Raw genomic sequence first — 25,653 nt, 5'->3', positions numbered from 1 at the left:
AAGACGATCTAAGTTGTTCCACGTGAAACGCTCTTGGGATAGCCTGCATTTTACTTGCGATTTGCGGCTATGGTAAAATAAAGGTTGGGTCAAGATATGACGGAGCGTACATCGTACGTATACATAGAAGTACACATTGAGCAAGATATAGAAAAATGATTGGATTGAGGTGAAGGTGTGAAACAAACAAAAGCGTTAGTAGAAGGCGCTATCATGATCAGTATTTTTGCGGTAATGACGCTGTTTTATTTGTATGTGCCACTTTTATCCATTATTTTCTTCATGGCTGCTCCGATTCCGATCATTCTCTATACAATCAGGCATGGCTTGAAAAAAGGAATTGCGGCTGGCGCTATTGGCATAGTGATCAGCTTTTTAATTGGGTCTATTAATGGGCTGTTAAGTGCGCCAATGCTGATTGCTGTTGGAATAGGTATGGGTGTTTTCTACAGCAGGAGGCAGCCAGGTCAGGCTATCATTACGGGTGCGCTGATCTACTTATTCAGTTTTCTCATTTACTTTGTTGTCAGTGTCCAGCTGTTTCAAGTAGATATACTGGGTGTCGCAAAGGAATCAATTGACCAAATCATGCCGATGGTAGAGAGTACCTTAAAACAATCTGGCGCTTCTGATCAGGACATAGCAAAACAACTCAAGCAGTTTAGAGAGATGCAGGATACGGCATTAAATTCTTTACCTGTAGCGCTTTTGATTTTTGTCACGCTGATGTCTTTCGTCAATCATTGGTTTGTGCGGCCGTTGATCAAACGGTTTGTTCCAGACATGCCAGCTCTTAAGAAATTTAAGGATATGCGACTGCCAAAAAGCATGGTATGGTATTATTTACTCACACTGCTTTTGATGCTGATTCAGCCGGAGAAAGGCAGCTTTTTATCGCTCGTGCAAACGAGTGCTTTTCAAATTTTATTTATACTGGTGCTTATTCAGGGCTTTTCTTTTATCTTCTATTATTGCCACGAAAAAAACATCTCAAAAGTGGTACCCATTTTTGCCGTCGTATTGACGATTCTCTTTCCGCCAATCGGTGTGATTGTGCGTATTATAGGGATTGCTGACATAGGCTTTGATTTAAGAGAAAAAGTAAAAACAAATAATTCACTCTGAATGTTGAGGAGTTGATATCAGTGCCAAGCTTCTATCGAAAACCTGTCATCAAGTATCCGATCTTCGCGTTAATTGTCCTTGCGGTGATCACAGTCCTCCTCAACCTTTATTTTAATTGGATCATAGGAGCGGTTGGTCTTTTAGTCCTTGCGGGTGTGCTCTACTTTTTAAAGTGGGCAGATACGCAGGTACAAAAAGAGATTGATTCATATATTTCAACATTATCCTATCGAGTCAAAAAGGTTGGAGAAGAAGCATTAATGGAGATGCCAATTGGTATTATGCTGTTTAATGACCAGTATTATATCGAATGGACCAATCCATTTCTCGCTTCGTGCTTCCATGAAAGCACACTTGTCGGCAGATCCTTGTATGATACATTTGAATCCATTGTGCCTCTTATTAAACAAGAGGTTGAGACAGAAAATGTGACGCTGAATGACCGGAAATTCAAAGTCATTATTAAACGGTCAGAGCGCCTTTTATATTTCTTTGATGTCACGGAACAAGTGCAGATTGAAAGACAGTATGAAAATGAACGAACGGTGTTATCTTATATCTTTTTAGACAATTATGATGATGTCACACAAGGTCTCGATGATCAGGTGCGCAGCGCGATAAATAGTGAAGTCACATCGCTGTTAAACAATTGGGCGCAAGAATATGGCATTTTCCTAAAAAGAATTTCATCTGAACGATTTATGGCGGTATTAAACGAGAGCATCTTAGCAGAGCTAGAAGCGTCGAAGTTTTCCATTTTAGACGAGGTTCGTGAGAAAACAGGGGCACATAGCGCCACGCTTACCCTTAGTATTGGAATCGGTGCGTCTGTTCCTTCTTTAAAAGAACTTGGCGCACTTGCGCAGTCGAGTCTTGACCTTGCCCTCGGACGAGGCGGGGATCAGGTAGCGATTAAACAGCCGAATGGGAAAGTGAAATTCTACGGTGGAAAAACCAATCCAATGGAAAAACGGACACGAGTACGCGCACGGGTGATTTCACATGCTTTAAAAGAAATTGTATCTGAAAGCGGTAATGTCATGATCATGGGGCATAAGTTCCCCGACATGGATTCTATCGGTGCCTCGATCGGGATTTTAAAGGTTGCTCAGGCGAATGGAAAAGAAGGTTACATCGTCATTGATGCCAACCAGATTGGGGACAGCGTTCAACGCTTAATTAGTGAAATTAAGAATTATGAAGAACTTTGGTCCCGTTTTATCACGCCTGAGGAAGCGATGGAGCTTGCAAAGGATGACACATTGCTTGTGGTCGTAGATACACATAAACCGTCCCTTGTGATGGAAGAACGACTGCTAAATAAGATCGAAAACGTCGTTGTCATTGACCACCATAGACGTGGTGAGGAATTTATCCGTGATCCTTTACTTGTCTATATGGAGCCGTATGCTTCATCTACAGCAGAACTTGTGACAGAGCTGTTAGAGTATCAGCCGAAGAAATTGCGGATTAACATGATTGAAGCCACAGCACTTCTTGCTGGGATCATCGTGGATACGAAGAGTTTCTCCCTCAGAACGGGGTCAAGAACGTTCGATGCAGCATCCTACCTTCGTGCAAAAGGGGCAGATCCTGTCCTTGTGCAAAAGTTTTTGAAAGAGACAGTCGATCATTACATCAAACGGGCAAAGCTCATTCAGCATACAGAGCTGTATCAAAATCAGGTAGCGATTGCTTCCTTGCCGTCTGACAGGTCTGAGTATTATGATCAAATTACGATCGCACAAACGGCTGATTCTCTCTTGTCGATGAGTGAGGTTGAAGCATCATTTGCTGTCGCAAGGCGAGATGACGATACGGTTTGTATTAGTGCAAGATCGTTAGGGGATATCAACGTTCAAATTATTATGGAAGCATTAGATGGTGGCGGTCATTTAACTAACGCTGCGACCCAGATTTATGGTATAACCATTGAAGAAGCGGTAGAGAAGTTAAAAGCTGCCATAGACGAATATTTCGAAGGAGGGGTTCAAAGATGAAAGTCATCTTTCTAAAAGACGTAAAAGGCAAAGGGAAAAAAGGCGAAGTCAAAAATGTAGCTGACGGATACGCTCACAACTTTCTCATCAAACAAGGGTTAGCTGTTGAAGCAACTCCAACGAACCTAAGTGCATTGGAAGGGCAGAAAAACAAAGAGAAAAAGAATGCCATCCAAGAGCTTGAGCAAGCGAAACAATTAAAAGAAACACTTGAGGCGCTGACAGTGGAACTCACTGCTAAATCAGGTGAAGGCGGTCGTCTATTTGGATCGATCACAAGCAAACAGATCGCTGATAAATTGCAAAAAGAACATCAAATCAAACTCGATAAGCGTAAAATCGAGTTGAATGATGCCATCCGTGCGCTAGGATACACAAATGTACCGGTGAAGCTTCACCCAGAAGTACAAGCAACATTAAAGGTGCACGTCACAGAACAAGCATAAACAGAAAAGAACCCGTCTCCTCGTGAGACGGGTTCTTTGTTTATGATGGATCTGAAATATAGACGCTTCGTCCAGCACGCATACCGGATATAAACATGAAAAATAGGACGATGATAAAGATGATAATGGATGGCGTCCATGTATGTGTCACATCAAAAAGGATACCGATCATGAATGGACCAACAGCGGCTAATAAATAACCGAGTGACTGCGCCATTCCAGAGAGGGCAGCTGCTTGTTCCATATTGGTTGTTCTTAATCCAATAAATGTGAGGGCAAGACTGATACTGGCCCCTTGTCCGACGCCGATGAATAGCACAGAGATGACAAGAATAGGCGTCGACCCTCCGAGAAGGAGACCAATCATGCCGAGTAAATACACAAGGACAAGGCCGACGACAAGCGGTCTTTGCGTTTTTAATTTTTCTGCAAAAACGGGCGTTAAGAAGGTCGATGGCAGACCAGTGAACTGCATAATGGACAGCATCCATCCCGCTGTCGCTAAGTTCATGCCATGTGATGTTAAAATATCAGGAAACCATGCGATACTGCTGTAGAAAAGGAATGATTGCAAGCCCATAAAAAAGGTCACCTGCCATGCGACACGTGAACGCCATATTGGCTGCTCTTTGAGTGAAATGCTTTTGACAGCCGCTGTGTTCTGATGAAGAAGCTGCGACGCCCACACCATCATCGCAAGAAGGGCAAGTCCGGCCCAGACAAGGAATGATGTATTCCAGCCGCCAGGCATTGCATGACTGAGCGGAACGCTGACACCAGATGCAAGTGCAGCAAAAACGGACATCGATGTCGTATACACGCTTGTCATTAATCCAGCATGTGCAGGGAATTTATGTTTCACAAGTCCAGGTAAAAGCACATTACAAATCGCAATCCCGACGCCGACTAGCGCCGTTCCCATCATTAAAAAGGTGATGCTACCAAATGAACGAATGACAATCCCAAAGAGCAGGACAGCAAGCCCAAGCCAAAGTGTTCGTTCATTCCCAAGACGTTTTCCGATTTTAGGTGCAATAGGAGAAAGCAATGCGAATGAGAGCAGTGGTAATGTCGTGAGGAAACCAGCAAGTCCATTTGAAAGCTGTAAATCAGAACGAATGGCACCGATCACAGGACCAACAGACGTAATGGCTGGCCTCAGGTTAAAGGCAATGAGTAAAATCCCAGCAATCAGCAAAATGGTTTGCCCTGTACTGCGAGGATGAAATGTTGATTTTTCTAGTTGTTGTTCCATGAATGTAAACTCCTTTATTTCTTTAAGAACGATCTTTCTTCTGTTCAAGCTCCGCTAATTTAGCTAATAAGATGTGCTGCGGCATATGCATGATTTGCTCTAACGGTACATTGAGTGATGCAGCAAGCTTTTGTGCGGTATCGGCTGAGATTTGTAAAGGTCTCATGCGCAAATCCCTCCTCTTTCAATCTATACGTTCCAATATACCATATCGACTTTGTGACTTGCTGATAAAAAATTTGGGTTTTCTTTTATAAAACCACTTGATGGCCGATAAGAAATTTTTTTGAAATTGTTTCAGATGGTGGCCCTCTCCTTGTTCAATGTGAAAGTGAAGCTTTCGTTCCTGCATCCCTTTCTGTAATAAAAGATCATGGAGTTGTTTGTTGAATAAAGGCATGTGCTGTTGGGCAGATGTTTTGCCTTTCCCTTCTTCACTGCCTACAGACAAATAGACAAGGTGGTCCACAGACTGAATGCTTTGTTGTTTAGCAAACGATAGAAAATCTTGATACCAAAATGACCCGGAGAGGGACGCGATGTTTTTAAAAAGGTCAGGGTACATGAATAAGGTATAAATAGCAAAGAGTCCACCTAATGAAGCACCTACGTGGCTATGTTCATGACCGGTCTGTTTAACTGGGTATTCTCTTTTGATATATGGAAGCAAGTCATTTGCTAAAAATGACACATATGTCTGTGCCTCACCTTTAAAGTCAGGGAATCCAGAATGCAGTGCTGATGCCTTCCATGGTGTATATTCGTCAAGTCGATTGAAGGGGTGTATACCGACGATGATGATTGGCGAGATGGTTTTGGCTTCAATCATGCTTTCGATCTCTAGCAGGTGGGTTCTAAACAAAGAAGAGCCATCTTGTACAAAGACAGCTGGAACATCAATAGAGGTGTCCGGTGGAAGGTAAATATCAAGCTGCCGCCCGTTCAATTCGTCATATAGAAACGTTCCGTTCATGTGTATTCTCTCCTTCAAGTTTTCAAGCTCCGCTGAAAAGAAGAACAAAGGACTAAAATGTTTAGCCCTTTGTCAAGATGCGCATCTTTTTAGTTGGTTTGATCTAGCCATTTGACAGCCTGATCAAGGAAGGTAGTTTTGCTTAGTGCTGTTCCTCCCTGAAGCATAGGATCAACGACATTTTCATTGATGTGCCCATTTTTCACAGCTTTTAGGCTGTTCCAAATTTTATTTCCCTCTAAGTCCTTCAATGCATTTGGATTCGATGAGTTTTCCTCTTGGGAGAACTGAACAAAGATATAGTCAGGATTGAGTTCGCCTAGGCGTTCCAATGAAATCATTGCTTGTGCTTTGGCTTTTTTGATATCACTTGGTGCTGTAAACCCTAAGTCCCCATATAAAGTAGAGTTGAAGTATACGTCTTCAGGGTACACGTACAGGTCGCCCTGTCTAATGCGTAAAATGACAGCTGTTTTGTTGTTGCTTTTGTCTTTCAGGGTTTCTTTCGCTTGTTTGAGATCTTTCTGATAATCAGAGATGATGCTTTTCGCTTCTTCACTTTTTCCAGTCAGTTCACCGAGTAATAAAAGGTTGCTTTCCCAGTCGGAAGAGACATGTGATACTGGGATCGTCGTTTGGACTTTATCTAGTTTTTTAATTGTTGCAGGCGGAAACTTGGTTGATCCGAGTATCACGTCTGGTTTTAGTTTTAAGATTTTTTCTAGGTTCGGTTCAGTTTTTTCCCCAATGCCTTCTGTTTTTGCTGTAATGTCTTTAAATAATTCAGGGAAAGTGCCGCCGACAGTAGAAGCACCAATAGGGTCGATACCAAGTAGTTTTGCATCTTCCATCGATTCTAGGCTTCCAGCAATGACGATTCGTTTCACTGGTGTTTTCAGTTTGTACGTTTGATCTAAGTATTTGATGTTTGTTTCTGCTGCTTCAGCTGACTTGCTTTTGGTTGTGTTGGAAGCCGGTTTATTTTCTGCAGCACCACAGGCTGCTGCGATGATCGTCATGATACAAAGGATAAGCAATGCGAACCATTTTTTCATTTGTTTTCTCCTTTAACTGATAATTGTTCTCAATTAAAGATTGTAGTAGTCATTCGTCCTTTTATCCATAGACAATCATCTGTCTAGTGATGGACTTTTTACGGAAAAAAAGATAAAAGGTCCTGAATGACTCGTTGATGACTGGCTGCTGTGTATTCACGCCAAGGGTCAGAAGCGAGTGGATAGACGGCTTGTTGCGTCACAGCCTTGAGATTTTGCCAAGCCTCCTGTTGCTTTAACTTTTGATAAAAAGCAATGGTTTTTGGTTCTTTATGCAACAAGAGGAAGATGGCATCTGGGTCTAACTGCTGTATAGAGTGAATGCTGATTTTTTTTTCTATTAGCTGTCCATCATTCTGAAAAGCTGGTAGAAGGCCAATGTCATGAAAAATTACTTCTGCCATAGTACGATTGACAGATAAGTAGAGCTGATCTTGAAAGATACGAAGAGGCAGGACGGTTCTTGGTGGATGATCAATAAGGCATGCCTTTTTCGCTTGAATGACGAGTTCTTCGTAATGAAGGAGCCATTCTTCTGCTTCCCTCGTTTCGTTTAAGAACAGAGCTGTTTGTCTGAATTGAGCGCGCCAATCCAATTGTGTGAATGGAACAAAGTGAACAGGACAGATGGTTTTCAACGCTTGTTTTTCTTCCTCTGTCACATGATCATTGGCAATGATCAGCTCAGGTTGTGCTTCCTTCAATTGCTGTAAATTGGCTTCAGCGTGTTCGTTGATACGATGTGCACTCAGATGAATCGGAATTTCTTCTGCATAATGCTCAAAATCATGTGCTGTCCATTTAGGGTGAAGAGGGGCAGCATATGGGATGATATGAATGGGTGTGAGCTGACCGAGTATGGAATGGCCATAGGCAGCCATTTTCCGTTGACGGCTTTTCATATAAGCAGAAGGAGTGATACCCGTTTTTTTCTTAAAGATGCGGCTAAAGTAATAGGGGTCTTGATAGCCGATGTCCTGTGCAATGTCTTTGAGCTTTGCATGACCTTTTGCCATTAACTGTTTGGCTCTAGCCAGTCTTTTCTTGGTGATATAATCAGTGACACTCACATCAAAATGCTTTTTAAATAGCTCGCTGTAATGATTGGCGCTGATACCAGCCATATGAGATAGACTTGTAAGGCTGAGAGGTTCTTCGGAATGTTGATCGATATATTGTTTTGTTTTAAAAAGGGCGTGTGTTGTGTCACAAATGTCTTCTTTATGCAGTGTGAAAAGCTGCATCATGAGCTGTTGAAAAAGGGTTTGGCTTCTAAAAAAGCTAATGGATTCAGGTTTTTGCCATTCTGCTGTCATGTCGGACAGTAAAGAATGAATGTGTTCAATCGAGCTAATATCGATAAATTGCCATACATTCAGTAAAGAGCGGGCATGTTCAGTTGATACTTCTTCTATGTTTTGACCTTGCGGCGTGTACATCTGAAAGCGAAACAGATAGAGCTCGTGTTTTTGATAAGGCTCTGTTTTCAACATAAATGTTTCCCCAGGCATCATCGTATAGAGTGTCAGATGTTTCAATCGCCATCTTTGATCGTTCAATGTAAGTAAACCGCTGCCGCTTATGCTAAAAAGGAGGCAGAAAGTATCTGACAACTGCTGCTCCGTATGTGGAAGATCTGCATTATTTATTTTTTCAGTATATGTTAATCGATAAATGCATTGTTCAGCATTTACCTTTGTACATAATTGATGATTGTTTCCCATAAAACCACCTGATCTCTTATTAATTGATAAATATTCTCAATTGAATTGTATCAGAAAGAGCTGGAAAATGGTGTGTTTATTCTGTCAAAAAAGCACCCTGATGGAGATCAGGGTGCGTAGGGTGTAGAGAAATACTTGCATTCGTTGTCCGTCCTGCGCATGTGATAAGGGCAATCTTTTGAGATAGATCACTATGTTTCGTGTGTTCACTAGCTTTTTTCCATGTCTGTGGTTGTTAAAGGATCATCATGATAGAGTGCAAAACGAAAAGCATAATTCATCAGCACCGGCAAAACGGACGTATGTCCTTCTTCAGGGAACTCGTGATAGGCAGTATGCAAGCCGTATGACGATAAAGGCAACATACGATTTGCTAGTGAATTGGCATGATCATTCATTTGACATGGATGATGTTTTTCTAACTCACCTACACCTACAAGCAGCCTGACATCCATAGGCACCTGACGTATATAGTTGGTGAATTGGTGTTCTTTTTCTAGAAATAATTTTTTGTTCCAGTGGATAGAAGGGCTCCCTGCAATATATGTCTGATAAGCATCAGGGTGCTCAAATAGTGTGTGTAATACAAAAAGACCGCCAAGAGAATGCCCAAACAGTGTTTGACGACTTTGGTTGATCGGAAAGCGTTGTTCGATATAGGGCTTTACCGTCATTTCTAAAAAAGAAAAGAAAGTAGAAGCGCCGCCATATGTATGGTTGGAGAAGTCCTTTCTTTTCCTCCCAATGGAAGCATCAGGGGCGGTAAAAGTGAGATCATAATGCCTAAGCGGATGATAGGATTCTTCTGTTTGATAGCCAATTCCAACAATGATTGCAGGTATGATTCCTGTTTTTTCAGGTCTTCTTGACTGTAAACGAATGGCTTCGACCATTGTGCCAAAAAGCGAATTTCCATCAAGTACGTACATGACTGGAAAACCAGCCGCTGGAGGAGTAGCATTCGGTTTAAATATAAAAAGTCTGTATGGGTGTGCTGTGATATCCAGTTGCTCCGTCCCAGGTATAAAAAAGGGACGGCTTTCTCCGAAAAGTGAATTCTCAGTACCCATTCCTTCAGGGTGTTTCAACATATATAAAAATTCCCTTCCTCAAAATGATCCTCATATGGTGATAAAAGCAGACTTGTGAATATTGGTTGGATGAGAGTATTACTTGAAAACTTCAAATGAAAATGATTCTCAATTATCATGTGAGCAAACCAAATAATAATAGTTATTAATTATAAAGTCAAATGTTCATAAAGTTATGTAAATGTTAATTTCGCCCAATTCATTGATGCGGCCTGCTCTGCTTCTATATTTTGCGTAGGCAGCCGGTCATCGAGAAGTTCCGCCATACCAAGCACCGTCCTTTCATACAAAAATACACTACTCTTCTTTTTAACATTTTCATTCATAACAAAATGAAATGGTCAGTCGGGGTTCTGCTAGAGAGCGTGTTGAAAGAGGAGGGGCTGTTTTAAAAGTGACGAAATAACATATAACATCAAAAATGAGGCAATAAAAAAAGTAAGGGAGGTACCCTTACTTTTTGATCGTATCTGTCAACACTAGTTAATTAAAATCCATCTGTGACATCATATTCGTAACGGATATCGGCTTTGACATTGCTCATAGTAGATCTCGCCGTAGCTTTTGCGTTGTACTTAAAGTTCCATTTTTGAGCGACTCTTAATTGATCTTCCAGAGATATACGATAAGAACCACTTGTTGCAGAGGAGAAAAGTGATTGATACCAAATGTTACTTTCACTATCCATTAATTTGTGTGTGACATTCCCTTGGTTGGGTGTTTGAGTACTAGTTGTCGTAATCGATTTAACGATTGCACTTTTAGGAATAGAAGAATTGTTCGTTAAATCCATTGTAATGACAGAAGAATCAACCCCTAAAAAATTTAAAGAAGAATTTCCCAAGTTTGTAGCCGTCCCCGTAAAATTGAATGTCCCATTTCCAGATTTAATACGATCTTGAATGGAAACAGTAAAATACATATTCCCTGTATATGTACCACGGGTCACTTTCACAAAATAAGTATCTGAAGTTGAAGTCACGTCACCAGTATTTGCAAAAATAAAGGGTGTGACTGAATCAGGATTAATGACTCTGGACCTTCCGTCCGAATTTTTTGAATTATACACCTCGATTTTCATACCTGTATATTGCTTATTATACGAACTTCGGACATAAACTCTTTCACCTTTATTGATCGTAAACTGATAATACGCTTCATTTTCACCTTCAGGTAAGATTGTCGTGTCTGAACGACTATTTTTCCAATATCCCATTGAACTTGCAGTGTTAGGACTGTTATTCCCCGTAATTGCTGCTTCTGCTGACGTAGGTGCGAAAAAACTAGTAACAAGCGCCAATAATAATGCTGGTAATAATAAACGTTTAAAGATCGTATTTGTCATATATTAACCCTCCTTGTAATAATTACTATATCGACATTAAACTAACAAATTTTAACTGAAATGCCGATATATTTAATAATCACTATTTTCTTAAAAAAGGAGAATCAAAATGAATATTAATACGTCATACACAGCCAGTGCTTCAAACAATCTGAACCAAATAGACTCTAAAGGCCAATCAGCTATTAAAAGTACAAATGAAGTGATGACCGAATCTGATAGACGGATGAAAATATTAGATGAAAAATACGAAAAAATAAATGAACAAAATAAACGATTCAAAGATCCTCATGGTCATATATTTGATAAGTATCGAAATCCATACTCTCCTTATTTCAGAAGTGACCTAACCAAACCAGAAAGAGAAGCGGCTTACTCTATTGAAATTGGCTGGGCTAATAATGGAACAGGAGGACATTATAATTCTAATGATGCCGCCTTCCGTAATGAAAAACGGTACGATCCTACCCAGGAAAGTGTAGAAAAGAAACTATTAAATCGTCAAAAGGTGAATGAACAACTGCAAGCTTTGTTTTCTACCAATGGTTTGAACATTCCTAAAAACGCCAATTTAACTTTTACCATTGACCCAAATCATTTCAAATTAGTGGTGAGTGGATCAACTGATGAATCACTGATCAAACAAATAGAAGACATATTAAATACAAGCAACAATACAAGAGAACTATTTTTCCATATTATGAAAAGTAGAAATGATGATTCGACTCAATTCACGCCGGATTCACTTGCAAAGTTCCACCTTGTAAATCAAATTAAAACGGTGACAGGCTACAATTTAAAAGATTTAAGCATTGTAAACGGTCAATTTGTAACGGATACCGGAGCGAATATTTTTGATATCTACAAAGAAGAACTTCTGAAAAACCCATACACAGCAGAAAATGCCCGTATTGCTGCATCACATTATGGTGCACAGCTCTTTGACTTAGCCAAAAACGGATATGATTCTATTCCCGATTTGGTGTTATCTATTGGGTATGAAAACGGGTCTTTATATGACATTGGACAAAAGGTGAATTACGGAGTTAAGAAAACGATAGATTAAAAAACGCACCTGATATTTTCAATATTTGATCATGTGCGTGTACATGCCATGTTGGAGTATCGATCACATGTGTGAACAACAGCTACAAATTCCATTAGCGATACAAAGGACTCTATAACAATTTATGTTACAGAGTCTTTTCTATTTGAAGTGTGTTGTTTCGCTGTTCAACAAAACATCGACATGGTAATTTTGACTATAGTTGATGTTTTTCACTTTTTTATTGATGAAAATGTTAAAATGATGAGTAGCGTATTTTTTTATGAAAGGACGGTGCTTGGCATGACGGAACTTCTCGATGACCGGCTGCCGCCGCAAAATATAGAAGCCGAGCAGGCCGTATTAGGTGCTGTTTTTTTAGAACCATCTGCGCTAACGCTCGCTTCTGAAGTATTAATTCCAGAGGATTTCTATAGAATGTCGCATCAAAAGATTTACAATGCGATGCTTGTACTTGGTGATAGAGGGGAACCGGTTGACCTTGTCACGGTGACATCAGAACTTGCCAATACAGACTTACTAGAAGAGGTAGGCGGGATTTCGTATTTAACCGATATTGCGAACTCTGTCCCAACTGCCGCAAACATTGAATATTATGCAAAAATCGTGGAAGAAAAATCCATTTTAAGACGTCTGATCCGTACAGCGACAACCATTGCACAAGATGGATATACGCGTGAGGATGAAGTAGAAGATCTATTGAGTGATGCTGAAAAAACCATTATGGAAGTGGCTCAGCGTAAAAACTCAGGAGCTTTCCAAAACATTAAAGACGTTCTTGTTCAGACATATGATAATATTGAACAGCTTCATAATCGAAAAGGTGATATCACTGGGATTCCAACGGGTTTCTCAGAGCTTGACCGGATGACAGCTGGCTTCCAGCGAAATGACTTGATTATTGTAGCGGCTCGTCCGTCCGTAGGGAAAACAGCCTTCGCGTTAAATATTGCCCAAAACGTTGCGACCAAGACAGATGAAAGTGTCGCCATCTTTAGTTTAGAGATGGGCGCTGAGCAGCTGGTCATGCGTATGCTTTGTGCCGAGGGAAATATCAATGCACAAAACCTAAGAACCGGTAATCTCACAGAAGAGGACTGGGGTAAGCTGACAATGGCGATGGGTTCGCTATCAAACAGTGGGATTTTCATTGATGATACACCTGGTATTAGAGTCAGTGAGATTCGCTCGAAATGCCGCCGTTTGAAGCAAGAAAACGGGCTTGGTATGATCCTGATTGACTACTTACAGCTCATCCAAGGGAGTGGACGATCAAGCGATAACCGTCAGCAAGAGGTATCTGAAATTTCTAGGGCTTTAAAGTCACTAGCAAGAGAACTTGAAGTGCCGGTCATTGCCTTATCACAGCTTTCTCGTGGGGTAGAGCAGCGTCAGGACAAACGTCCGATGATGTCTGATATTCGTGAATCAGGAAGTATTGAGCAGGATGCCGATATTGTGGCGTTCCTTTATCGTGATGATTACTATGACAAAGAATCAGAGAATAAGAACATTATTGAAATTATTATTGCGAAACAGCGTAACGGTCCAGTTGGAACGGTATCACTGGCTTTCGTGAAAGAATATAACAAATTCGTCAACTTAGAGAGAAGATTTGACGATGCGGGTGTTCCGCCCGGTGCTTAAAGCCCAGCTCAAGAAGCTGGGCTTTTTTTGATCCATCTACATCGAAAGAATGACTGAAAAACAGTCGAAATGAGGAGGAGAGACAGAAATACAGATCGTATACTAAAGGGAGAAAAGGAGTGATGACTGATGAAGTTTCAACAATTCGAAGCCGCTCAATTACGCATCGCACGTCCGACCGTCAACATGAAAGAGGTTGTTTCTTTTTATGAAGAAGGTTTAGGGCTGAAACGAATTGGCTCATTTGATCAGCATGAAGGGTATGATGGGGTCATGCTTGGGCTTCCTCACCAGCATGTTCATCTGGAAATCACCAAACATGAAGAAGACGAAAGCTTGCCTGTTCCCCACCCAGAGCAGCTGCTTGTATTCTATATTCCGAATGAAGAAGAATTTCAGCAGATGAAAAAGAGACTGATCGCATTTGGTGGACGGCATGTTACCTCTACAAACCCGTACTGGGATCGAGGAGGCGTGACGATTGAAGATCCAGATGGATATCGAGTGGTGCTCATGAATACAGAAGGAATTACACCTGATTAAGAAAGACTCCCATCTTGTGAGAGTCTCAGATTGTTAGGAACGAGGCGTGACACGGAGCTTCAGTGCTTTTAGTCCATACATACCGCTGCTGGCCATTGGGACGTACGAGAGAAGCTCTAGTGATTCATATCGTGACTGTATGGCTTTGATTGCAGTGTATGCTTCCAGGCGAGCAAGTGGTGCGCCTAGGCAGAAATGAATGCCGTGGCCAAAGCCAATATGGGGATTAGGGTGCCGGTGTATATCGTACTCATGTGCGTTTGGAAATTGACGCTCATCCCGGTTCGCAGAAGCAAGAAAGACAATCACACTGTCTCCCTTTTTCAAGACTTTTCCTCCAAGTTCGGTGTCTTCTGTGACATACCGGACGATGGTAGGCGCAGGGGCACGAAAACGGACAGCCTCCTCCACAGCTCGAGGAATGAGGTCAGGTGATTGAGCGAGCGCTTCATACGACCCCGGATTTTCTAACAAACTAAAGATCATATTGGAGATCAGGTTGGTGGTCGTTTCGTTGCCTGCTAACAGGAGAAGATTGCAGAAAGGAATTAATTCGTCTGCGGACAGCTTGTCTCCATCTTCCTCCGCTTGAATTAAAAGAGAAATCAAATCATCACTAAGGTTCTGCCGCTTCTCTTCAATGATGTCAGCAAAAAACGCCATCATGTCCGCTTCGCTTTGATCCCGTGTTTTTTGCCATTCAACGACATCTTTTTCATGTTCACTTTTAGGCATGCTGACGAGAATATCGGACCATTCTTTAAAGGATTGTTTATGTTCTGTTGGCACACCTAAAAGCTCTGCAATGACTATGACAGGAAGCGGATAGGAGATGTCTTGAACAAGATCAATCTCTTCCTTACCTTCTATTTGTGCAATGAGATCATCCATTAACTCTTGAATGCGTGGTTCCCACAATTTCATCACCCGGGGTGTAAAGGCTTTGCTCACAATGGAACGGATTCGTGTATGTTTTGGCGGGTCCATCATGACCATTGTTTTCATCAGTGAATGTTTCCGGTGGTCTTGAGGAGGTTGACTAGAAAAGGTATCTTTATCGATGGTGACGCGCTTTGCTTCTTCATAGGTGAAGACACTCCATGTTTGGCTGTGTTCATCAAAATGAACAGGGGATTCTTGACGCATTTTGGCGTACCAATCAAATGGGTGATACGGGTCCTGCTTATTTTTCCCTCTTAATAACGCTTTCTGAACGGCACTAGGTGTTGTTGTTTCCATGATCATCACTCCTTATGGGTTGTCAGATGATTCCTTTTTTTCACTGTGTTAGATTTAAAGGTAATTCATCAGGAGAAAGGATTCAACCAACAGAAAAGAGAAATCTGTTGAAGAAAATGGGAAGGGGAGAGCGGCTTGTGGCGGACTGCTACAGAGGGGATAAGCGCACAACTGAATCAAAGCAACAATTAAGAAAAGCATTATTTCAGTTATTAAAGGAGAAGGAATGGGGGAAGATTTCTGTACAAGATTTGACGAACAAGGCAGGAATCCATCGCACCACCTTTTATCAGCATTATGAGGATAAGTTTGACCTAGCACAGCAGGTCATGGATGAGATGTTTGATGTCATGAAAACCGCTATTTTTGCTCCTGTACATGAAAGTGAGTGGAAGAGCGATCATGCAGCATATGTGTATATTTACCGCTTTTATCAGCATTTGCAGGAACATGAAGAGGAGTATCAGATTCTCTTGAAAAGGGGAAAAGAGCTTAATATTCATCAGACGGCCAGTGCTTTTTTTGAAGAAAGCTTTACTTTGGGGCTCGAAGAAGTTACAGGTTCACCACCTGATCCACAACACGTTCCTCTCGAAATGCAGAAGCAATTTGTCATTTCTGCTTATGTTGGAACAGCTGAGTGGTGGCTGAGAAAAGGTAGACCATATTCACCCGACTTTATGGCAAGTTCGATGATTCAATTGATTGAAAATCACTGAACAAACGGAAATGAGAAAAACAGTAATTTTGATCGAAATCTCCTTGTTTAAGCGTAGAATGAGCAATTAAAGCGCTTTTCCTCACATGTAAAACGAACAAAATTTGATTTCAAGATATTAATGTTCGGATTTCACGTTGACTTTTTCATTGTCCATTGATAAAATAAATGTGTTTGAAAGAGATAACGTTTTGAAAGGTTAACGGAGGTGCACGATATGTCTTCAGTAGTCGTAGTAGGTACGCAGTGGGGTGACGAAGGGAAAGGGAAAATTACCGATTTCCTTTCAGAAAATGCAGAGGTGATTGCCCGTTATCAAGGGGGAAACAATGCAGGTCACACAATCAAATTTGATGGAGTGACTTACAAGCTACACCTCATTCCGTCCGGTATTTTTTACAAAGAGAAAACTTGTGTCATCGGTAATGGAATGGTGGTTGATCCTAAAGCGTTGGTCACTGAGCTTGCGTATCTTCACGAACGGAATGTGAGTACAGATAACCTCAGAATCAGCAATAGAGCCCATGTCATTCTGCCTTATCACTTAAAATTGGACGAGGTAGAAGAAGAGCGGAAAGGGGCTAACAAGATCGGTACGACGAAAAAAGGAATCGGACCAGCTTATATGGACAAAGCTGCCCGCGTCGGAATCCGTATCGCAGATTTATTAGATCGTGAAGTATTTGAAGAGAAGCTTGCCCGTAATCTAGAAGAGAAAAATCGTCTTTTAGAGAAAATGTACGACACAGAAGGCTTCAAAATTGAAGATATTTTAGATGAGTATTATGAATATGGTCAGCAAGTGAAAAAATATGTCGTGGACACATCTGTTGTATTGAACGATGCTCTAGATGAAGGCCGCCGTGTTCTTTTTGAAGGGGCACAAGGCGTTATGCTTGATATCGATCAAGGGACATATCCGTTCGTGACGTCATCTAACCCAGTGGCTGGAGGCGTGACGATTGGTTCTGGTGTAGGTCCTACGAAAATTCAACATGTGGTCGGCGTATCAAAAGCTTACACAACTCGTGTAGGTGATGGCCCATTCCCGACAGAACTCCATGATGAAATTGGCGATCAAATCCGTGAAGTTGGCCGTGAATACGGTACGACAACTGGCCGCCCGCGCCGTGTTGGTTGGTTTGACAGTGTTGTTGTCCGTCATGCGCGCCGTGTGAGCGGAATTACAGATTTATCTCTTAACTCCATCGATGTACTAACAGGGATTGAGAAATTGAAAATCTGTGTTGCTTATAAATTGAACGGAGAAATCACTGAAGAATTCCCAGCAAGTCTAAATGAATTAGCGAAATGTGAACCTGTCTACGAAGAAATGCCAGGTTGGACAGAGGATATTACAGGCGTGAAGAATTTAAGTGAACTGCCTGCAAATGCCCGTCATTACTTAGAGCGCATTTCACAATTAACAGGTATTCCACTTTCTATTTTCTCAGTCGGACCAGACCGTTCCCAAACGAACGTTGTCCGCAGCGTGTACCGTCCATCATTATAGACTGATCAGACACCAGTAAAATTACACATTTTACTGGTGTTTTTTTTGTTTAAATATTCCTTAATTTCTACGGAACTGACTTCCCGATATTACCAAAATATGATAACTGTATAAAAGGGAAGGAGCGTTCTAGTGAAAGAAAGAATACGATTATTAGATATTTTACGAGGTTTTGCGATATTAGGTACATTGGGTACAAACGTCTGGTTTTTTGCATACGCAGGGGATACCTTTGCGACAGATCAGATTGCGGATGAATATGAAAATGGCAGTTTTCTTGAAAGTCTTGTCTCTATGTTCGTTTATGGCAAAATGCTATCGCTGCTCACAATCATGTTTGGCGTAGGGCTAGAGCTGAAATACCAGCAGGCGAAAAGAAAAAATATGACTTGGCCGGGTACATATTTATGGATTCTTTTATTTTTATTTATTGAAGGCTTTGTCCATTTTGCGCTAGTGATGGAATATGATGTGCTCATGAGTTACGCCATCACGGGTTTGCTTGTGGCATTTATTGTCCGTGGAGGAAGTCGGCGCATCAAAAAAGGCATGATTGTCTCGGGTGTCATTCATTTGTTGGTGACGGCTTTTCTCGTTGTATTTTCTTTCTCTGAATTGGAAACTGAATCCTATGACGGGAGCAGTGAACCAACGTACGAAGAACAACTGCCGGAGACATGGATATCTCAAGTTCAAGACCGATTACAGCACTTTTTGATGTACCGAGAAGAAGCGATCTTTATTATCCCAATGAATACCTTTTTGTTTTTATTAGGTGTGCGGATGATGAGAGCTGGTGTATTTTATGCAAATGAGCGTGGGCAATCTCTGCGGAAAATATTGTTCCGAATGGGTTTGTGGATTGGACTGCCGCTGAATGCGCTCGTCTTCGTACCAAATGACATAGTAGAATTCGTGGTGCGCTATGTGTTTTCGCCATTCCTCTCTATTTTCTATATTGCTGTCGTGGCGAAGCTTCTAGCACGGACGGAGTCATGGTTCATGTGGACTTGGTTTGAATATGTAGGGAAAATGGCGCTTAGCTGCTATATCCTGCAAAATGTCATCTGCTCGATCCTTTTTTACAGCTGGGGATTGGGTCTTGGCGGCCAAATCAACGCCCCCCTTATCGTCTTGTCATGGCTGTTGATCTCCCTGCTGCAAATCGCTATTTCAGCCCTTTGCTTACACGTCTGGCGAATTGGGCCAATGGAGTATATCCGATCACGGGCACTTCGCCGTGTGACAATGAAGAAAGCATCTTAAAGGGGAATAGATACAATGTTTTTCAAAAAAACGACGAAAAGAGAACAAGCCAATGCACAAAAAGCAGCAGGATCGGCGTTTGTTTTTTATCTTCTAGCATTAGGAGGACATGCGTCTTACGCTTTTTTTCAAGGTGAGAGTACACCTGTGACTTTTGTGATTTTAATGACAGGTCTTCTTGTGTTTTTCACCGCAGATTGGCTATACAATAAAAAACATTCATAAAAAAGAAGCCCTCTGATGAGAGCTTCTTTTTTATTTTAGGCTTTTATATTGGCCTTTTAAATTTTTACGAATGTATTGAATGATTTTGCGCAGTTCGTTGGCATGCGGTCTGCCAAATGGACTTGTTTGTCTTTGCTGATAGAGGACTTGGCCTTTTTCATTTAATAAGAAATAGGCAGGTTCTCCGTGCACCCCGTGATCTTCATATGGGGCATCTTCCCCGTGATAGAAGACTTCATAGGCTTTCAATGATGTGAGGTTTTGGTCAGACATGATGGGGAAAGAAAGTCCCTCTTTGTCTGCAAATTCCTTCAAGTCTTCAGGGTTATCTGTTGAAATCGTCATTAAGTGAATATCCTTGTCTTGAAAATAGGATTGCTGTTTTTCCAGCTCTTTTAATTCCTCGACACATACTGGGCACCATGATCCTCTAAAGAAAACGATGAGGTGCCAGCTTTGATGCTCCTCTAAATGTTTGTAAAACTCAATGCGATCGCCCTGCACTGTTGGCAGTGAAAAATCGGGCATTTTATCTCCTAATTTAAATGAACTCATCCTATGCTTCCTCCTTTTTCAATCACCATGCTGTTTGTTTCTTGTATAACCAATAATGATCGGAATCAAACGTTTCTGTGTGCTGGATTGGGCAGTAGCCATTAATTGAATGAAGGCGCTTTCGGATTTAGGTGATGTAACAGAAGATATCAAATCCGACACTTTTTTTTAAAAAATGTCGAAAAACGTATTGCCATATGTAATTACTCTATGATATTATAAATCTCGTTGTTGCAAAGGTCTCTGAAACTTGTTAAGATGCGATTTTCCAGCTTTTAAAGCGATTGGTTTGACGCAGTACAACTTCTTCAGAATTACTTTTCACAAACCGAGAGCCATTAGCTCAGTTGGTAGAGCATCTGACTTTTAATCAGAGGGTCGAAGGTTCGAGTCCTTCATGGCTCACCATGTTTTGGCCCGTTGGTCAAGCGGTTAAGACACCGCCCTTTCACGGCGGTAACACGGGTTCGAATCCCGTACGGGTCATTGATTTACTTTAGCGTTAAGCTAATTTTTCCTCACTTGCTTGAAGGAGCACCACGATTGCTTTTTCGGGCAAGTTACTGAGGTCCGGTAGTTCAGTTGGTTAGAATGCCTGCCTGTCACGCAGGAGGTCGCGGGTTCGAGTCCCGTCCGGACCGCCATTTATACATATTCATCTTTTGATGATGGCTCGGTAGCTCAGTTGGTAGAGCAACGGACTGAAAATCCGTGTGTCGGCGGTTCGATTCCGTCCCGAGCCACTTCCAAACGCATCTGCAATCGCAGGTGCGTTTTTATTATGAAAAGAAGGCATAAAAAGGGAGAAGCCGGACCTAGGTAGGGCCCGGCTCCATAAGAAGAAGACGTTACATGTATATAGACGTTTGGTGACTGGAAAAGTTTCAATAAAAAAGGAAAAAGTCATCAAATCTTTTGGGTGAAGTTCTTCTATCCAACGTTTACTAGCAAAGAAAGCCGTTATTATTTTTATCTTTGCCTCGTAAAACGTTATAATAGACAGTGAGCCTTTTTTTCGTAAATGAAAAAGGCGTAATGAGACATGCAAAATGGAATGACATAGATGCTAAAAATGCAGGAGGAAATCACAATGGAAAAAAAGATTCTTGTCGTAGATGATGAAAAGCCGATTGCGGATATATTGGAATTTAACTTAAGAAAAGAGGGCTACGAGGTTCATTGTGCGTATGATGGAAATGAAGCCCTTGAAATGGTAGAAGAAATTAAGCCAGACATTATTTTGCTCGACATTATGCTGCCGAATAAAGATGGCGTTGAAGTATGCCGTGAAGTGAGAAAGAAATATGATATGCCGATTATCATGCTGACAGCAAAAGACTCTGAAATCGATAAAGTCATTGGTCTTGAGCTTGGCGCGGACGATTATGTCACAAAGCCATTCAGTACACGCGAGCTGCTTGCACGTGTAAAAGCAAATTTAAGAAGACAGACGGCTGCTCCGCAATCAGAGGAAGAATCTGAATCAAATGATATCGAGATTGGTTCACTTGTGATCTACCCAGATGCGTATGTCGTGTCTAAGCGTGACGAAACGATTGAGCTAACGCATCGTGAGTTCGAATTGCTTCATTACTTAGCGAAACATATTGGACAAGTCATGACACGTGAGCACTTACTGCAAACGGTTTGGGGCTACGATTACTTCGGAGATGTCCGGACAGTAGACGTGACAGTCCGCCGTCTTCGTGAAAAAATTGAAGACAACCCTAGCCACCCGAGCTGGATCGTAACAAGACGAGGCGTCGGCTACTATTTAAGAAACCCAGAGCAGGACTAAGATTCTTATGAGTAAAGTAGGTTTTTTTCGCTCGATTCACTTTAAATTGACCTTGATTTATGTGCTGCTGATCATTGTCGCCATGCAGATCATTGGCGTGTACTTTGTGAAGCAGCTAGAGCAGTCCTTAATTAATTCCTATGATAATTCCTTGAATCAGCGAATCTACTCGTTATCGTATTACCTAGAACAAGATTCATCGAAAAGCAAGGCAGAATTAAAAGAGGATGCTCAAAAGATCTTAAACGATTTTAACAACAAAGATGAGTCTAATGAAATTTCTGAAGTCAGCTATATTGACGAAAGCAGAGAGGTCATTGCCTCTGTGAATAACGGCAGTCAAGAGATTGCCGGGAAGAAAATCACAGATCAAATCATTAGCCGTATTTTCGCGGTTGGCAAAGACTACGAGAAAAAATTCTATGACCCAGAATCGAATAAACGAGTCCGCATATCAGCGACAGCCGTGAAAAATGAGAACCAAGAAACTGTTGGTGTCATTTATGTGGTCTCATCCATGGAAAGTGTTTTTAACCAAATGCGAACGATCAACACCATTTTGGCGACGGGGACACTCATCGCACTTGGGACGACCGCTCTACTTGGTATCTTCATCTTTAGAACGATCACACATCCAATCTCGGACATGAGAAAGCAAGCGATCGAGCTCGCCAAAGGGAACTTCTCCAGGAAGGTTCGGAAGTATGGACATGACGAAATTGGCCAGCTTGCGACGACCTTTAATCATTTGACGAGAGAGCTGGAGGAAGCGCAGCTGATGACAGAGGGTGAGAGGAAAAAGCTTTCTTCTGTTATCGCCTATATGACAGATGGCGTCATTGCCACGAATCAAAACGGGGCCATTATTCTATTAAACAGCCCAGCACTAGAGCTGTTGAATGTTTCACGTGAAACAGCTCTAGAGATGCCGATCACATCCTTGCTTGGCTTAGAAGAAACTCATACATTTGAAGATCTAGTCGAAAATCAAGACTCCATGCTGCTAGAAATTGAACGTGAAGATCAGCTGTCTGTTTTGCGTGTGAATTTCTCAGTGATTCAGAAAGAGCATGGGAAAATTGATGGTTTAATTGCAGTCATTTATGACGTAACCGAGCAGGAAAAAATTGATGCGGAACGTCGTGAATTCGTGGCGAACGTATCGCATGAGCTGCGCACACCGCTTACGACGATGCGAAGCTATCTGGAGGCACTCGCTGAAGGTGCGATTGGTGATAAAGAGCTTGCGCCAAGGTTCCTCAGTGTCACGCAAAACGAAACAGAGCGCATGATTAGACTTGTGAATGACCTGCTCCAGCTGTCTAAGTTCGACAGCAAGGATTATCAATTCAATCGTGAGTGGACGAATTTTATCAGGTTTATCTCGCTCGTCATTGATCGTTTTGAAATGACGAAGGAGCAGCATGTCGATTTCATCCGCAACCTGCCGCAGCGTGAAATATATGTGGAAATTGATCAAGATAAAATCACTCAGGTGCTCGATAATATCATTTCCAATGCTATGAAATACTCGCCAGAGGGTGGACACATTACGTTCACTGTCGATTTGGATGAGGAGCAAGGTCTTGTGTTATTCAGTGTCAAAGATGAAGGAATCGGTATTCCGAAGAAGGATATGGATAAAATCTTTGAACGTTTTTATCGAGTGGATAAGGCAAGAACAAGAAAGCTTGGCGGAACCGGCCTAGGTCTTGCGATTGCAAAAGAAATGGTTCAGGCTCATGGCGGAGATATTTGGGCTGACAGCATTGAAGGAAAAGGAACAACGGTAACCTTTACCCTTCCGTACAATGAAGAACAAGAGGATGATTGGGATGAAGCGTGAGACCTTTAAAACCATTATATTGACAATCCTAATTGCGATCAGTCTTGTGTTTACGTGGAATATTTGGATGTTCCAGCCCGTCATGCAGGATCAGGCGGATGCCGGTACACAGGTCGTGGAAACGAAGAAGATTTCAAGCGACGAGCCTCGGAGTCTCATTGATGTCGTGAAACCGCGTGAGATGTTCATCCATTCCAATGGAGAGCATTTCAAAGTGGATCAAAAGGAACTCTTCCAAAACTTTTGGAATGATGTGAGCCTGTGGGATGTCAAAGAGATTGCCGATGTGTCGGACCAATATTCCGAGCAGAAATTTAAGAATTTCTTCTATGGACGCGAGGGGCAAGGCAAGACATTGGATCTTGTGTTCAATGATCCGATTCCGATTGATATTTTCCAAGCGCTGTTTAAATGGCCGAATAAATCCATTGAATACAACTCATTTGACCGGATGATTGTGCCGTTCGCTCAGCCGGATAAGGCCAATAAGAAAGTCTATTTGGTTTCATACAGCAAGGAATCGGTGCTTGAGCTGACGATTGAATCTGCCAACTATCGTAATCTGATGGATAGTATTGCAGCCGCTCAAAACGAGATGCCGCGCTATGACCTATATACTTTCTCTACAAATTCAAAACGAGATTTCCTTCTGCCGCAGAAGCAAAAGCAGCTTGAAGCGAAAATGTTCTTTATCGAAACGATTAAGACAAGCAAATTCAAGGACGCTTTGTTTACAGACCCAAGTCTAGTTGGGGAGGAGTCTAATTTAAACCGGACGGTGTATACAGATGGAACGAGTCGTCTTGAAGCAAATCAAAAAGACCACCGCATCCAATATCAGCATCGTAATATCAATTCTAGTACCGTATTCCAAACGGGAGATTTGATCAAGCGAAGCGTGAAATATTTCAATGATACCGGAAGTTTTACCGATAATTATCAATACTTCGGCATTAACAGCAACCAACAGCTGTCATTTAATATGTTTATGGATGGACTGCCGATCGTCAACAGCACAAAGCATCCATTTGGTATGACATCACTTGAAGTACAATGGGCGAATGATGACATCTTGAGTTATAAGCGTCCAAACTACATTCTTGGCAACAAAGCGAGTCAGAGTGAACAGGTCAAACTGATGAATGGGACAGAGCTGAAAAACTTGATCATCAAGCAGACGAAGTATGATGATTTAGAGAAAATTGAACAGATTTTCCCTGCCTATCAAGCGACATCCACGGCATCAGATCAGGATCAAGCGATGTTTGTCTGGCTAGAGCCGGTATGGTGTATGAAATATAACGGAAAAACCGTCATTTTAACGAATGATTTGCTGACAGAGGGGAGCGAGAATCATGGAGTGGAATAAGACCAAAACGATCTTTATCCTAGCCTTTCTCGTTCTCGATATCTTTCTAGGTTTTCAATACTTTGAAAAGCGCTCGACCGATCATTTTGCGATTATCGAAAAAACAGATACGCTGGAAGAAATGAAGGCAGACGGAATCAAATATGGCAATCTATCAGATGAAGCGAAGATTGGATACCGCATTACAGCTGAGAAAAAGCAATATACGAAAAAGGATGTCGACGGATTAGCTGATCAAAAGACGAAAAGCACATTCCCGAAAACCGAGAAAGATGATCCTGTCACCCTGCTTGAAATGACCTTCAATAAACCAGTTGCATTGCCGAAAAAAGATATGAAAACAGCAGCGACCAATCTTGTGAGCCAGCGTTTACTGGATGGTAAGAATTATAAGCTCTGGAGCATCGATGAAGAAACAGGTGAAATCGTCTTTTTCCAAACGTATAAAGGAAAATACATCTTCCAAGAAGGTCTTGATGACACCGAAACCATCGGGAAGATCACATTGGATGTGAACGATCAAAACGAGGTCGTATCGTATCGGCAGTCGATGGTGACATCGATTAATGAAGTGAGAAAAGAAACCCTTGTCCCGGCGCTTGAAACGGTGAAGGACTTATATACACAAAATATGCTGAGCCAAAACACGACAGTGAAAAAAGTGGAGCTTGGCTACTACACGCAATACCCAGGTGCAAGCACTCAAGTCATGGTTCCTGTATGGCGAGTAGAGATTGAAGGCGTGGCAGCTGGTTCAAAGAAAAAGACAGAAGAAGAATATTTGATCAATGCCATTGATGGCTCAACCCTTGATCATATAGAGAAAGAAGACAAATCTTCATTGGAGTGAGAGA

The 25,653-nt window shown here is 41.7% G+C and carries 23 protein-coding genes and 4 tRNA genes; 18 read left to right on the top strand and 9 right to left on the bottom strand.

The window, feature by feature from the left end:
• Window positions 1-177 precede the first annotated feature (177 nt).
• From MHB38_RS19340 to rplI, 3 genes are read left to right on the top strand one after another with little or no spacing between them, the layout of a single operon-like run.
• Window positions 178-1,125, top strand: coding sequence for a YybS family protein (locus tag MHB38_RS19340; RefSeq protein ID WP_017368456.1), 948 nt, complete (start codon window positions 178-180; stop codon window positions 1,123-1,125).
• A gap of 20 nt (window positions 1,126-1,145) precedes the next feature.
• On the top strand, window positions 1,146-3,125 hold the full coding sequence (locus tag MHB38_RS19335; RefSeq protein ID WP_017359884.1) for a DHH family phosphoesterase: 1,980 nt from the start codon (window positions 1,146-1,148) through the stop codon (window positions 3,123-3,125).
• The gene (rplI, locus tag MHB38_RS19330; RefSeq protein WP_007497423.1) at window positions 3,122-3,571 is read left to right on the top strand and encodes a 50S ribosomal protein L9; all 450 of its coding nucleotides are present in this window, start codon (window positions 3,122-3,124) and stop codon (window positions 3,569-3,571) included. The genes MHB38_RS19335 and rplI overlap by 4 nt, the downstream gene beginning before the upstream one ends.
• Before the next feature lie 40 nt (window positions 3,572-3,611).
• Here rplI and MHB38_RS19325 read toward each other — a convergent pair whose 3' ends face one another.
• From MHB38_RS19325 to MHB38_RS19295, 7 genes are all read right to left on the bottom strand, one after another.
• The gene (locus MHB38_RS19325; protein WP_341004258.1) at window positions 3,612-4,826 is read right to left on the bottom strand and encodes a CynX/NimT family MFS transporter; all 1,215 of its coding nucleotides are present in this window, start codon (window positions 4,824-4,826) and stop codon (window positions 3,612-3,614) included.
• 22 nt (window positions 4,827-4,848) lie between these two features.
• Window positions 4,849-4,992 (bottom strand): YycC family protein, encoded by a 144-nt coding sequence (locus MHB38_RS19320; RefSeq protein ID WP_008347524.1) that lies wholly within the window; start codon window positions 4,990-4,992, stop codon window positions 4,849-4,851.
• An 18-nt stretch (window positions 4,993-5,010) separates the two neighbouring features.
• On the bottom strand, window positions 5,011-5,799 hold the full coding sequence (locus tag MHB38_RS19315; RefSeq protein WP_048002629.1) for an alpha/beta hydrolase: 789 nt from the start codon (window positions 5,797-5,799) through the stop codon (window positions 5,011-5,013).
• 89 nt (window positions 5,800-5,888) lie between these two features.
• Complete coding sequence (locus tag MHB38_RS19310) at window positions 5,889-6,854, bottom strand: iron-hydroxamate ABC transporter substrate-binding protein (protein WP_035704087.1); 966 nt, start codon at window positions 6,852-6,854, stop codon at window positions 5,889-5,891.
• A gap of 98 nt (window positions 6,855-6,952) precedes the next feature.
• Window positions 6,953-8,578 carry a helix-turn-helix domain-containing protein gene (locus MHB38_RS19305; RefSeq protein ID WP_341004255.1) on the bottom strand — a complete coding sequence of 542 codons (1,626 nt, stop codon included), beginning with the start codon at window positions 8,576-8,578 and terminating at the stop codon, window positions 6,953-6,955.
• Between the two features lie 209 nt (window positions 8,579-8,787).
• Window positions 8,788-9,669 (bottom strand): alpha/beta hydrolase, encoded by an 882-nt coding sequence (locus MHB38_RS19300; protein ID WP_007497413.1) that lies wholly within the window; start codon window positions 9,667-9,669, stop codon window positions 8,788-8,790.
• A 487-nt stretch (window positions 9,670-10,156) separates the two neighbouring features.
• Complete coding sequence (locus MHB38_RS19295; RefSeq protein ID WP_254000930.1) at window positions 10,157-11,014, bottom strand: hypothetical protein; 858 nt, start codon at window positions 11,012-11,014, stop codon at window positions 10,157-10,159.
• Window positions 11,015-11,123: 109 nt separating this feature from the next.
• On the opposite strand from MHB38_RS19295, the gene MHB38_RS19290 reads away from it, so the two are divergent.
• From MHB38_RS19290 to MHB38_RS19280, 3 genes are all read left to right on the top strand, one after another.
• Complete coding sequence (locus MHB38_RS19290; protein WP_046344900.1) at window positions 11,124-12,080, top strand: DUF4885 family protein; 957 nt, start codon at window positions 11,124-11,126, stop codon at window positions 12,078-12,080.
• Window positions 12,081-12,362: 282 nt separating this feature from the next.
• Window positions 12,363-13,727: a replicative DNA helicase gene (gene dnaB / locus MHB38_RS19285; protein ID WP_003214779.1), complete on the top strand. Its 1,365-nt coding sequence runs from the start codon at window positions 12,363-12,365 to the stop codon at window positions 13,725-13,727.
• A gap of 129 nt (window positions 13,728-13,856) precedes the next feature.
• Window positions 13,857-14,270: a VOC family protein gene (locus tag MHB38_RS19280; protein ID WP_008347509.1), complete on the top strand. Its 414-nt coding sequence runs from the start codon at window positions 13,857-13,859 to the stop codon at window positions 14,268-14,270.
• A 33-nt stretch (window positions 14,271-14,303) separates the two neighbouring features.
• Here MHB38_RS19280 and MHB38_RS19275 read toward each other — a convergent pair whose 3' ends face one another.
• Entirely contained in the window at window positions 14,304-15,509 is a 1,206-nt protein-coding gene (locus tag MHB38_RS19275; RefSeq protein ID WP_341004249.1) for a cytochrome P450, read from the bottom strand.
• Window positions 15,510-15,625: 116 nt separating this feature from the next.
• Between MHB38_RS19275 and MHB38_RS19270 the strand changes: the two genes are divergently transcribed.
• The 4 genes from MHB38_RS19270 (at window position 15,626) to MHB38_RS19255 (ending at window position 19,231) form a co-directional block, all read left to right on the top strand.
• Window positions 15,626-16,228 (top strand): TetR/AcrR family transcriptional regulator, encoded by a 603-nt coding sequence (locus MHB38_RS19270; RefSeq protein ID WP_341004334.1) that lies wholly within the window; start codon window positions 15,626-15,628, stop codon window positions 16,226-16,228.
• A gap of 216 nt (window positions 16,229-16,444) precedes the next feature.
• Window positions 16,445-17,740 (top strand): adenylosuccinate synthase, encoded by a 1,296-nt coding sequence (locus MHB38_RS19265; RefSeq protein WP_007497400.1) that lies wholly within the window; start codon window positions 16,445-16,447, stop codon window positions 17,738-17,740.
• A gap of 132 nt (window positions 17,741-17,872) precedes the next feature.
• A complete protein-coding gene (locus MHB38_RS19260) occupies window positions 17,873-19,006 on the top strand; it encodes a DUF418 domain-containing protein (RefSeq protein ID WP_017359897.1) in 1,134 nt (377 codons plus the stop codon).
• A gap of 15 nt (window positions 19,007-19,021) precedes the next feature.
• Window positions 19,022-19,231, top strand: a complete 210-nt coding sequence (locus MHB38_RS19255; RefSeq protein WP_024718463.1) for a hypothetical protein — start codon at window positions 19,022-19,024, stop codon at window positions 19,229-19,231.
• A gap of 30 nt (window positions 19,232-19,261) precedes the next feature.
• On the opposite strand, the gene MHB38_RS19250 is transcribed toward MHB38_RS19255, so the two are convergent.
• On the bottom strand, window positions 19,262-19,786 hold the full coding sequence (locus tag MHB38_RS19250; protein WP_116306588.1) for a peroxiredoxin family protein: 525 nt from the start codon (window positions 19,784-19,786) through the stop codon (window positions 19,262-19,264).
• 332 nt (window positions 19,787-20,118) lie between these two features.
• Here MHB38_RS19250 and MHB38_RS19245 point away from each other — a divergent pair.
• From MHB38_RS19245 to MHB38_RS19210, 8 genes are all read left to right on the top strand, one after another.
• Window positions 20,119-20,194 (top strand) — tRNA-Lys (locus tag MHB38_RS19245).
• Between the two features lie 6 nt (window positions 20,195-20,200).
• Window positions 20,201-20,272, top strand: a tRNA-Glu gene (locus MHB38_RS19240).
• 81 nt (window positions 20,273-20,353) lie between these two features.
• A tRNA-Asp gene (locus MHB38_RS19235) sits at window positions 20,354-20,430 on the top strand.
• A 26-nt stretch (window positions 20,431-20,456) separates the two neighbouring features.
• A tRNA-Phe gene (locus MHB38_RS19230) sits at window positions 20,457-20,529 on the top strand.
• Window positions 20,530-20,876: 347 nt separating this feature from the next.
• Entirely contained in the window at window positions 20,877-21,584 is a 708-nt protein-coding gene (gene yycF / locus MHB38_RS19225) for a response regulator YycF (RefSeq protein ID WP_017359978.1), read from the top strand.
• A 7-nt stretch (window positions 21,585-21,591) separates the two neighbouring features.
• The gene (gene walK / locus MHB38_RS19220; RefSeq protein ID WP_007497390.1) at window positions 21,592-23,430 is read left to right on the top strand and encodes a cell wall metabolism sensor histidine kinase WalK; all 1,839 of its coding nucleotides are present in this window, start codon (window positions 21,592-21,594) and stop codon (window positions 23,428-23,430) included.
• Window positions 23,420-24,799: a two-component system activity regulator YycH gene (gene yycH, locus MHB38_RS19215; protein ID WP_008347488.1), complete on the top strand. Its 1,380-nt coding sequence runs from the start codon at window positions 23,420-23,422 to the stop codon at window positions 24,797-24,799. The genes walK and yycH overlap by 11 nt, the downstream gene beginning before the upstream one ends.
• Entirely contained in the window at window positions 24,786-25,649 is an 864-nt protein-coding gene (locus MHB38_RS19210; protein ID WP_017368442.1) for a two-component system regulatory protein YycI, read from the top strand. The genes yycH and MHB38_RS19210 overlap by 14 nt, the downstream gene beginning before the upstream one ends.
• The last annotated feature ends 4 nt before the right edge of the window (window positions 25,650-25,653 follow it).

Source organism: Bacillus sp. FSL K6-3176 (assembly GCF_038003325.1).
Taxonomy (GTDB): domain Bacteria; phylum Bacillota; class Bacilli; order Bacillales; family Bacillaceae; genus Bacillus; species Bacillus altitudinis.
The sequence above is the reverse complement of the archived record's forward strand: the minus strand, read 5'-3'. Positions and strand labels throughout refer to the sequence as shown.

Excerpts from the sequence above, each read along its gene's own strand:
- dnaB (WP_003214779.1), top strand. The coding sequence starts at position 12,363 with ATGACGGAACTTCTCGATGACCGGCTGCCGCCGCAAAATATAGAAGCC.
- MHB38_RS19265 (WP_007497400.1), top strand. The coding sequence starts at position 16,445 with ATGTCTTCAGTAGTCGTAGTAGGTACGCAGTGGGGTGACGAAGGGAAA.
- MHB38_RS19300 (WP_007497413.1), bottom strand. The coding sequence starts at position 9,669 with ATGTTGAAACACCCTGAAGGAATGGGTACTGAGAATTCACTTTTCGGA.
- MHB38_RS19280 (WP_008347509.1), top strand. The coding sequence starts at position 13,857 with ATGAAGTTTCAACAATTCGAAGCCGCTCAATTACGCATCGCACGTCCG.
- MHB38_RS19270 (WP_341004334.1), top strand. The coding sequence starts at position 15,626 with ATGGGAAGGGGAGAGCGGCTTGTGGCGGACTGCTACAGAGGGGATAAG.
- MHB38_RS19310 (WP_035704087.1), bottom strand. The coding sequence starts at position 6,854 with ATGAAAAAATGGTTCGCATTGCTTATCCTTTGTATCATGACGATCATC.
- MHB38_RS19210 (WP_017368442.1), top strand. The coding sequence starts at position 24,786 with ATGGAGTGGAATAAGACCAAAACGATCTTTATCCTAGCCTTTCTCGTT.
- MHB38_RS19320 (WP_008347524.1), bottom strand. The coding sequence starts at position 4,992 with ATGAGACCTTTACAAATCTCAGCCGATACCGCACAAAAGCTTGCTGCA.
- yycF (WP_017359978.1), top strand. The coding sequence starts at position 20,877 with ATGGAAAAAAAGATTCTTGTCGTAGATGATGAAAAGCCGATTGCGGAT.
- MHB38_RS19250 (WP_116306588.1), bottom strand. The coding sequence starts at position 19,786 with ATGAGTTCATTTAAATTAGGAGATAAAATGCCCGATTTTTCACTGCCA.
- rplI (WP_007497423.1), top strand. The coding sequence starts at position 3,122 with ATGAAAGTCATCTTTCTAAAAGACGTAAAAGGCAAAGGGAAAAAAGGC.
- walK (WP_007497390.1), top strand. The coding sequence starts at position 21,592 with ATGAGTAAAGTAGGTTTTTTTCGCTCGATTCACTTTAAATTGACCTTG.
- MHB38_RS19325 (WP_341004258.1), bottom strand. The coding sequence starts at position 4,826 with ATGGAACAACAACTAGAAAAATCAACATTTCATCCTCGCAGTACAGGG.
- yycH (WP_008347488.1), top strand. The coding sequence starts at position 23,420 with ATGAAGCGTGAGACCTTTAAAACCATTATATTGACAATCCTAATTGCG.
- MHB38_RS19275 (WP_341004249.1), bottom strand. The coding sequence starts at position 15,509 with ATGGAAACAACAACACCTAGTGCCGTTCAGAAAGCGTTATTAAGAGGG.
- MHB38_RS19305 (WP_341004255.1), bottom strand. The coding sequence starts at position 8,578 with ATGGGAAACAATCATCAATTATGTACAAAGGTAAATGCTGAACAATGC.
- MHB38_RS19255 (WP_024718463.1), top strand. The coding sequence starts at position 19,022 with ATGTTTTTCAAAAAAACGACGAAAAGAGAACAAGCCAATGCACAAAAA.
- MHB38_RS19315 (WP_048002629.1), bottom strand. The coding sequence starts at position 5,799 with ATGAACGGAACGTTTCTATATGACGAATTGAACGGGCGGCAGCTTGAT.
- MHB38_RS19290 (WP_046344900.1), top strand. The coding sequence starts at position 11,124 with ATGAATATTAATACGTCATACACAGCCAGTGCTTCAAACAATCTGAAC.
- MHB38_RS19295 (WP_254000930.1), bottom strand. The coding sequence starts at position 11,014 with ATGACAAATACGATCTTTAAACGTTTATTATTACCAGCATTATTATTG.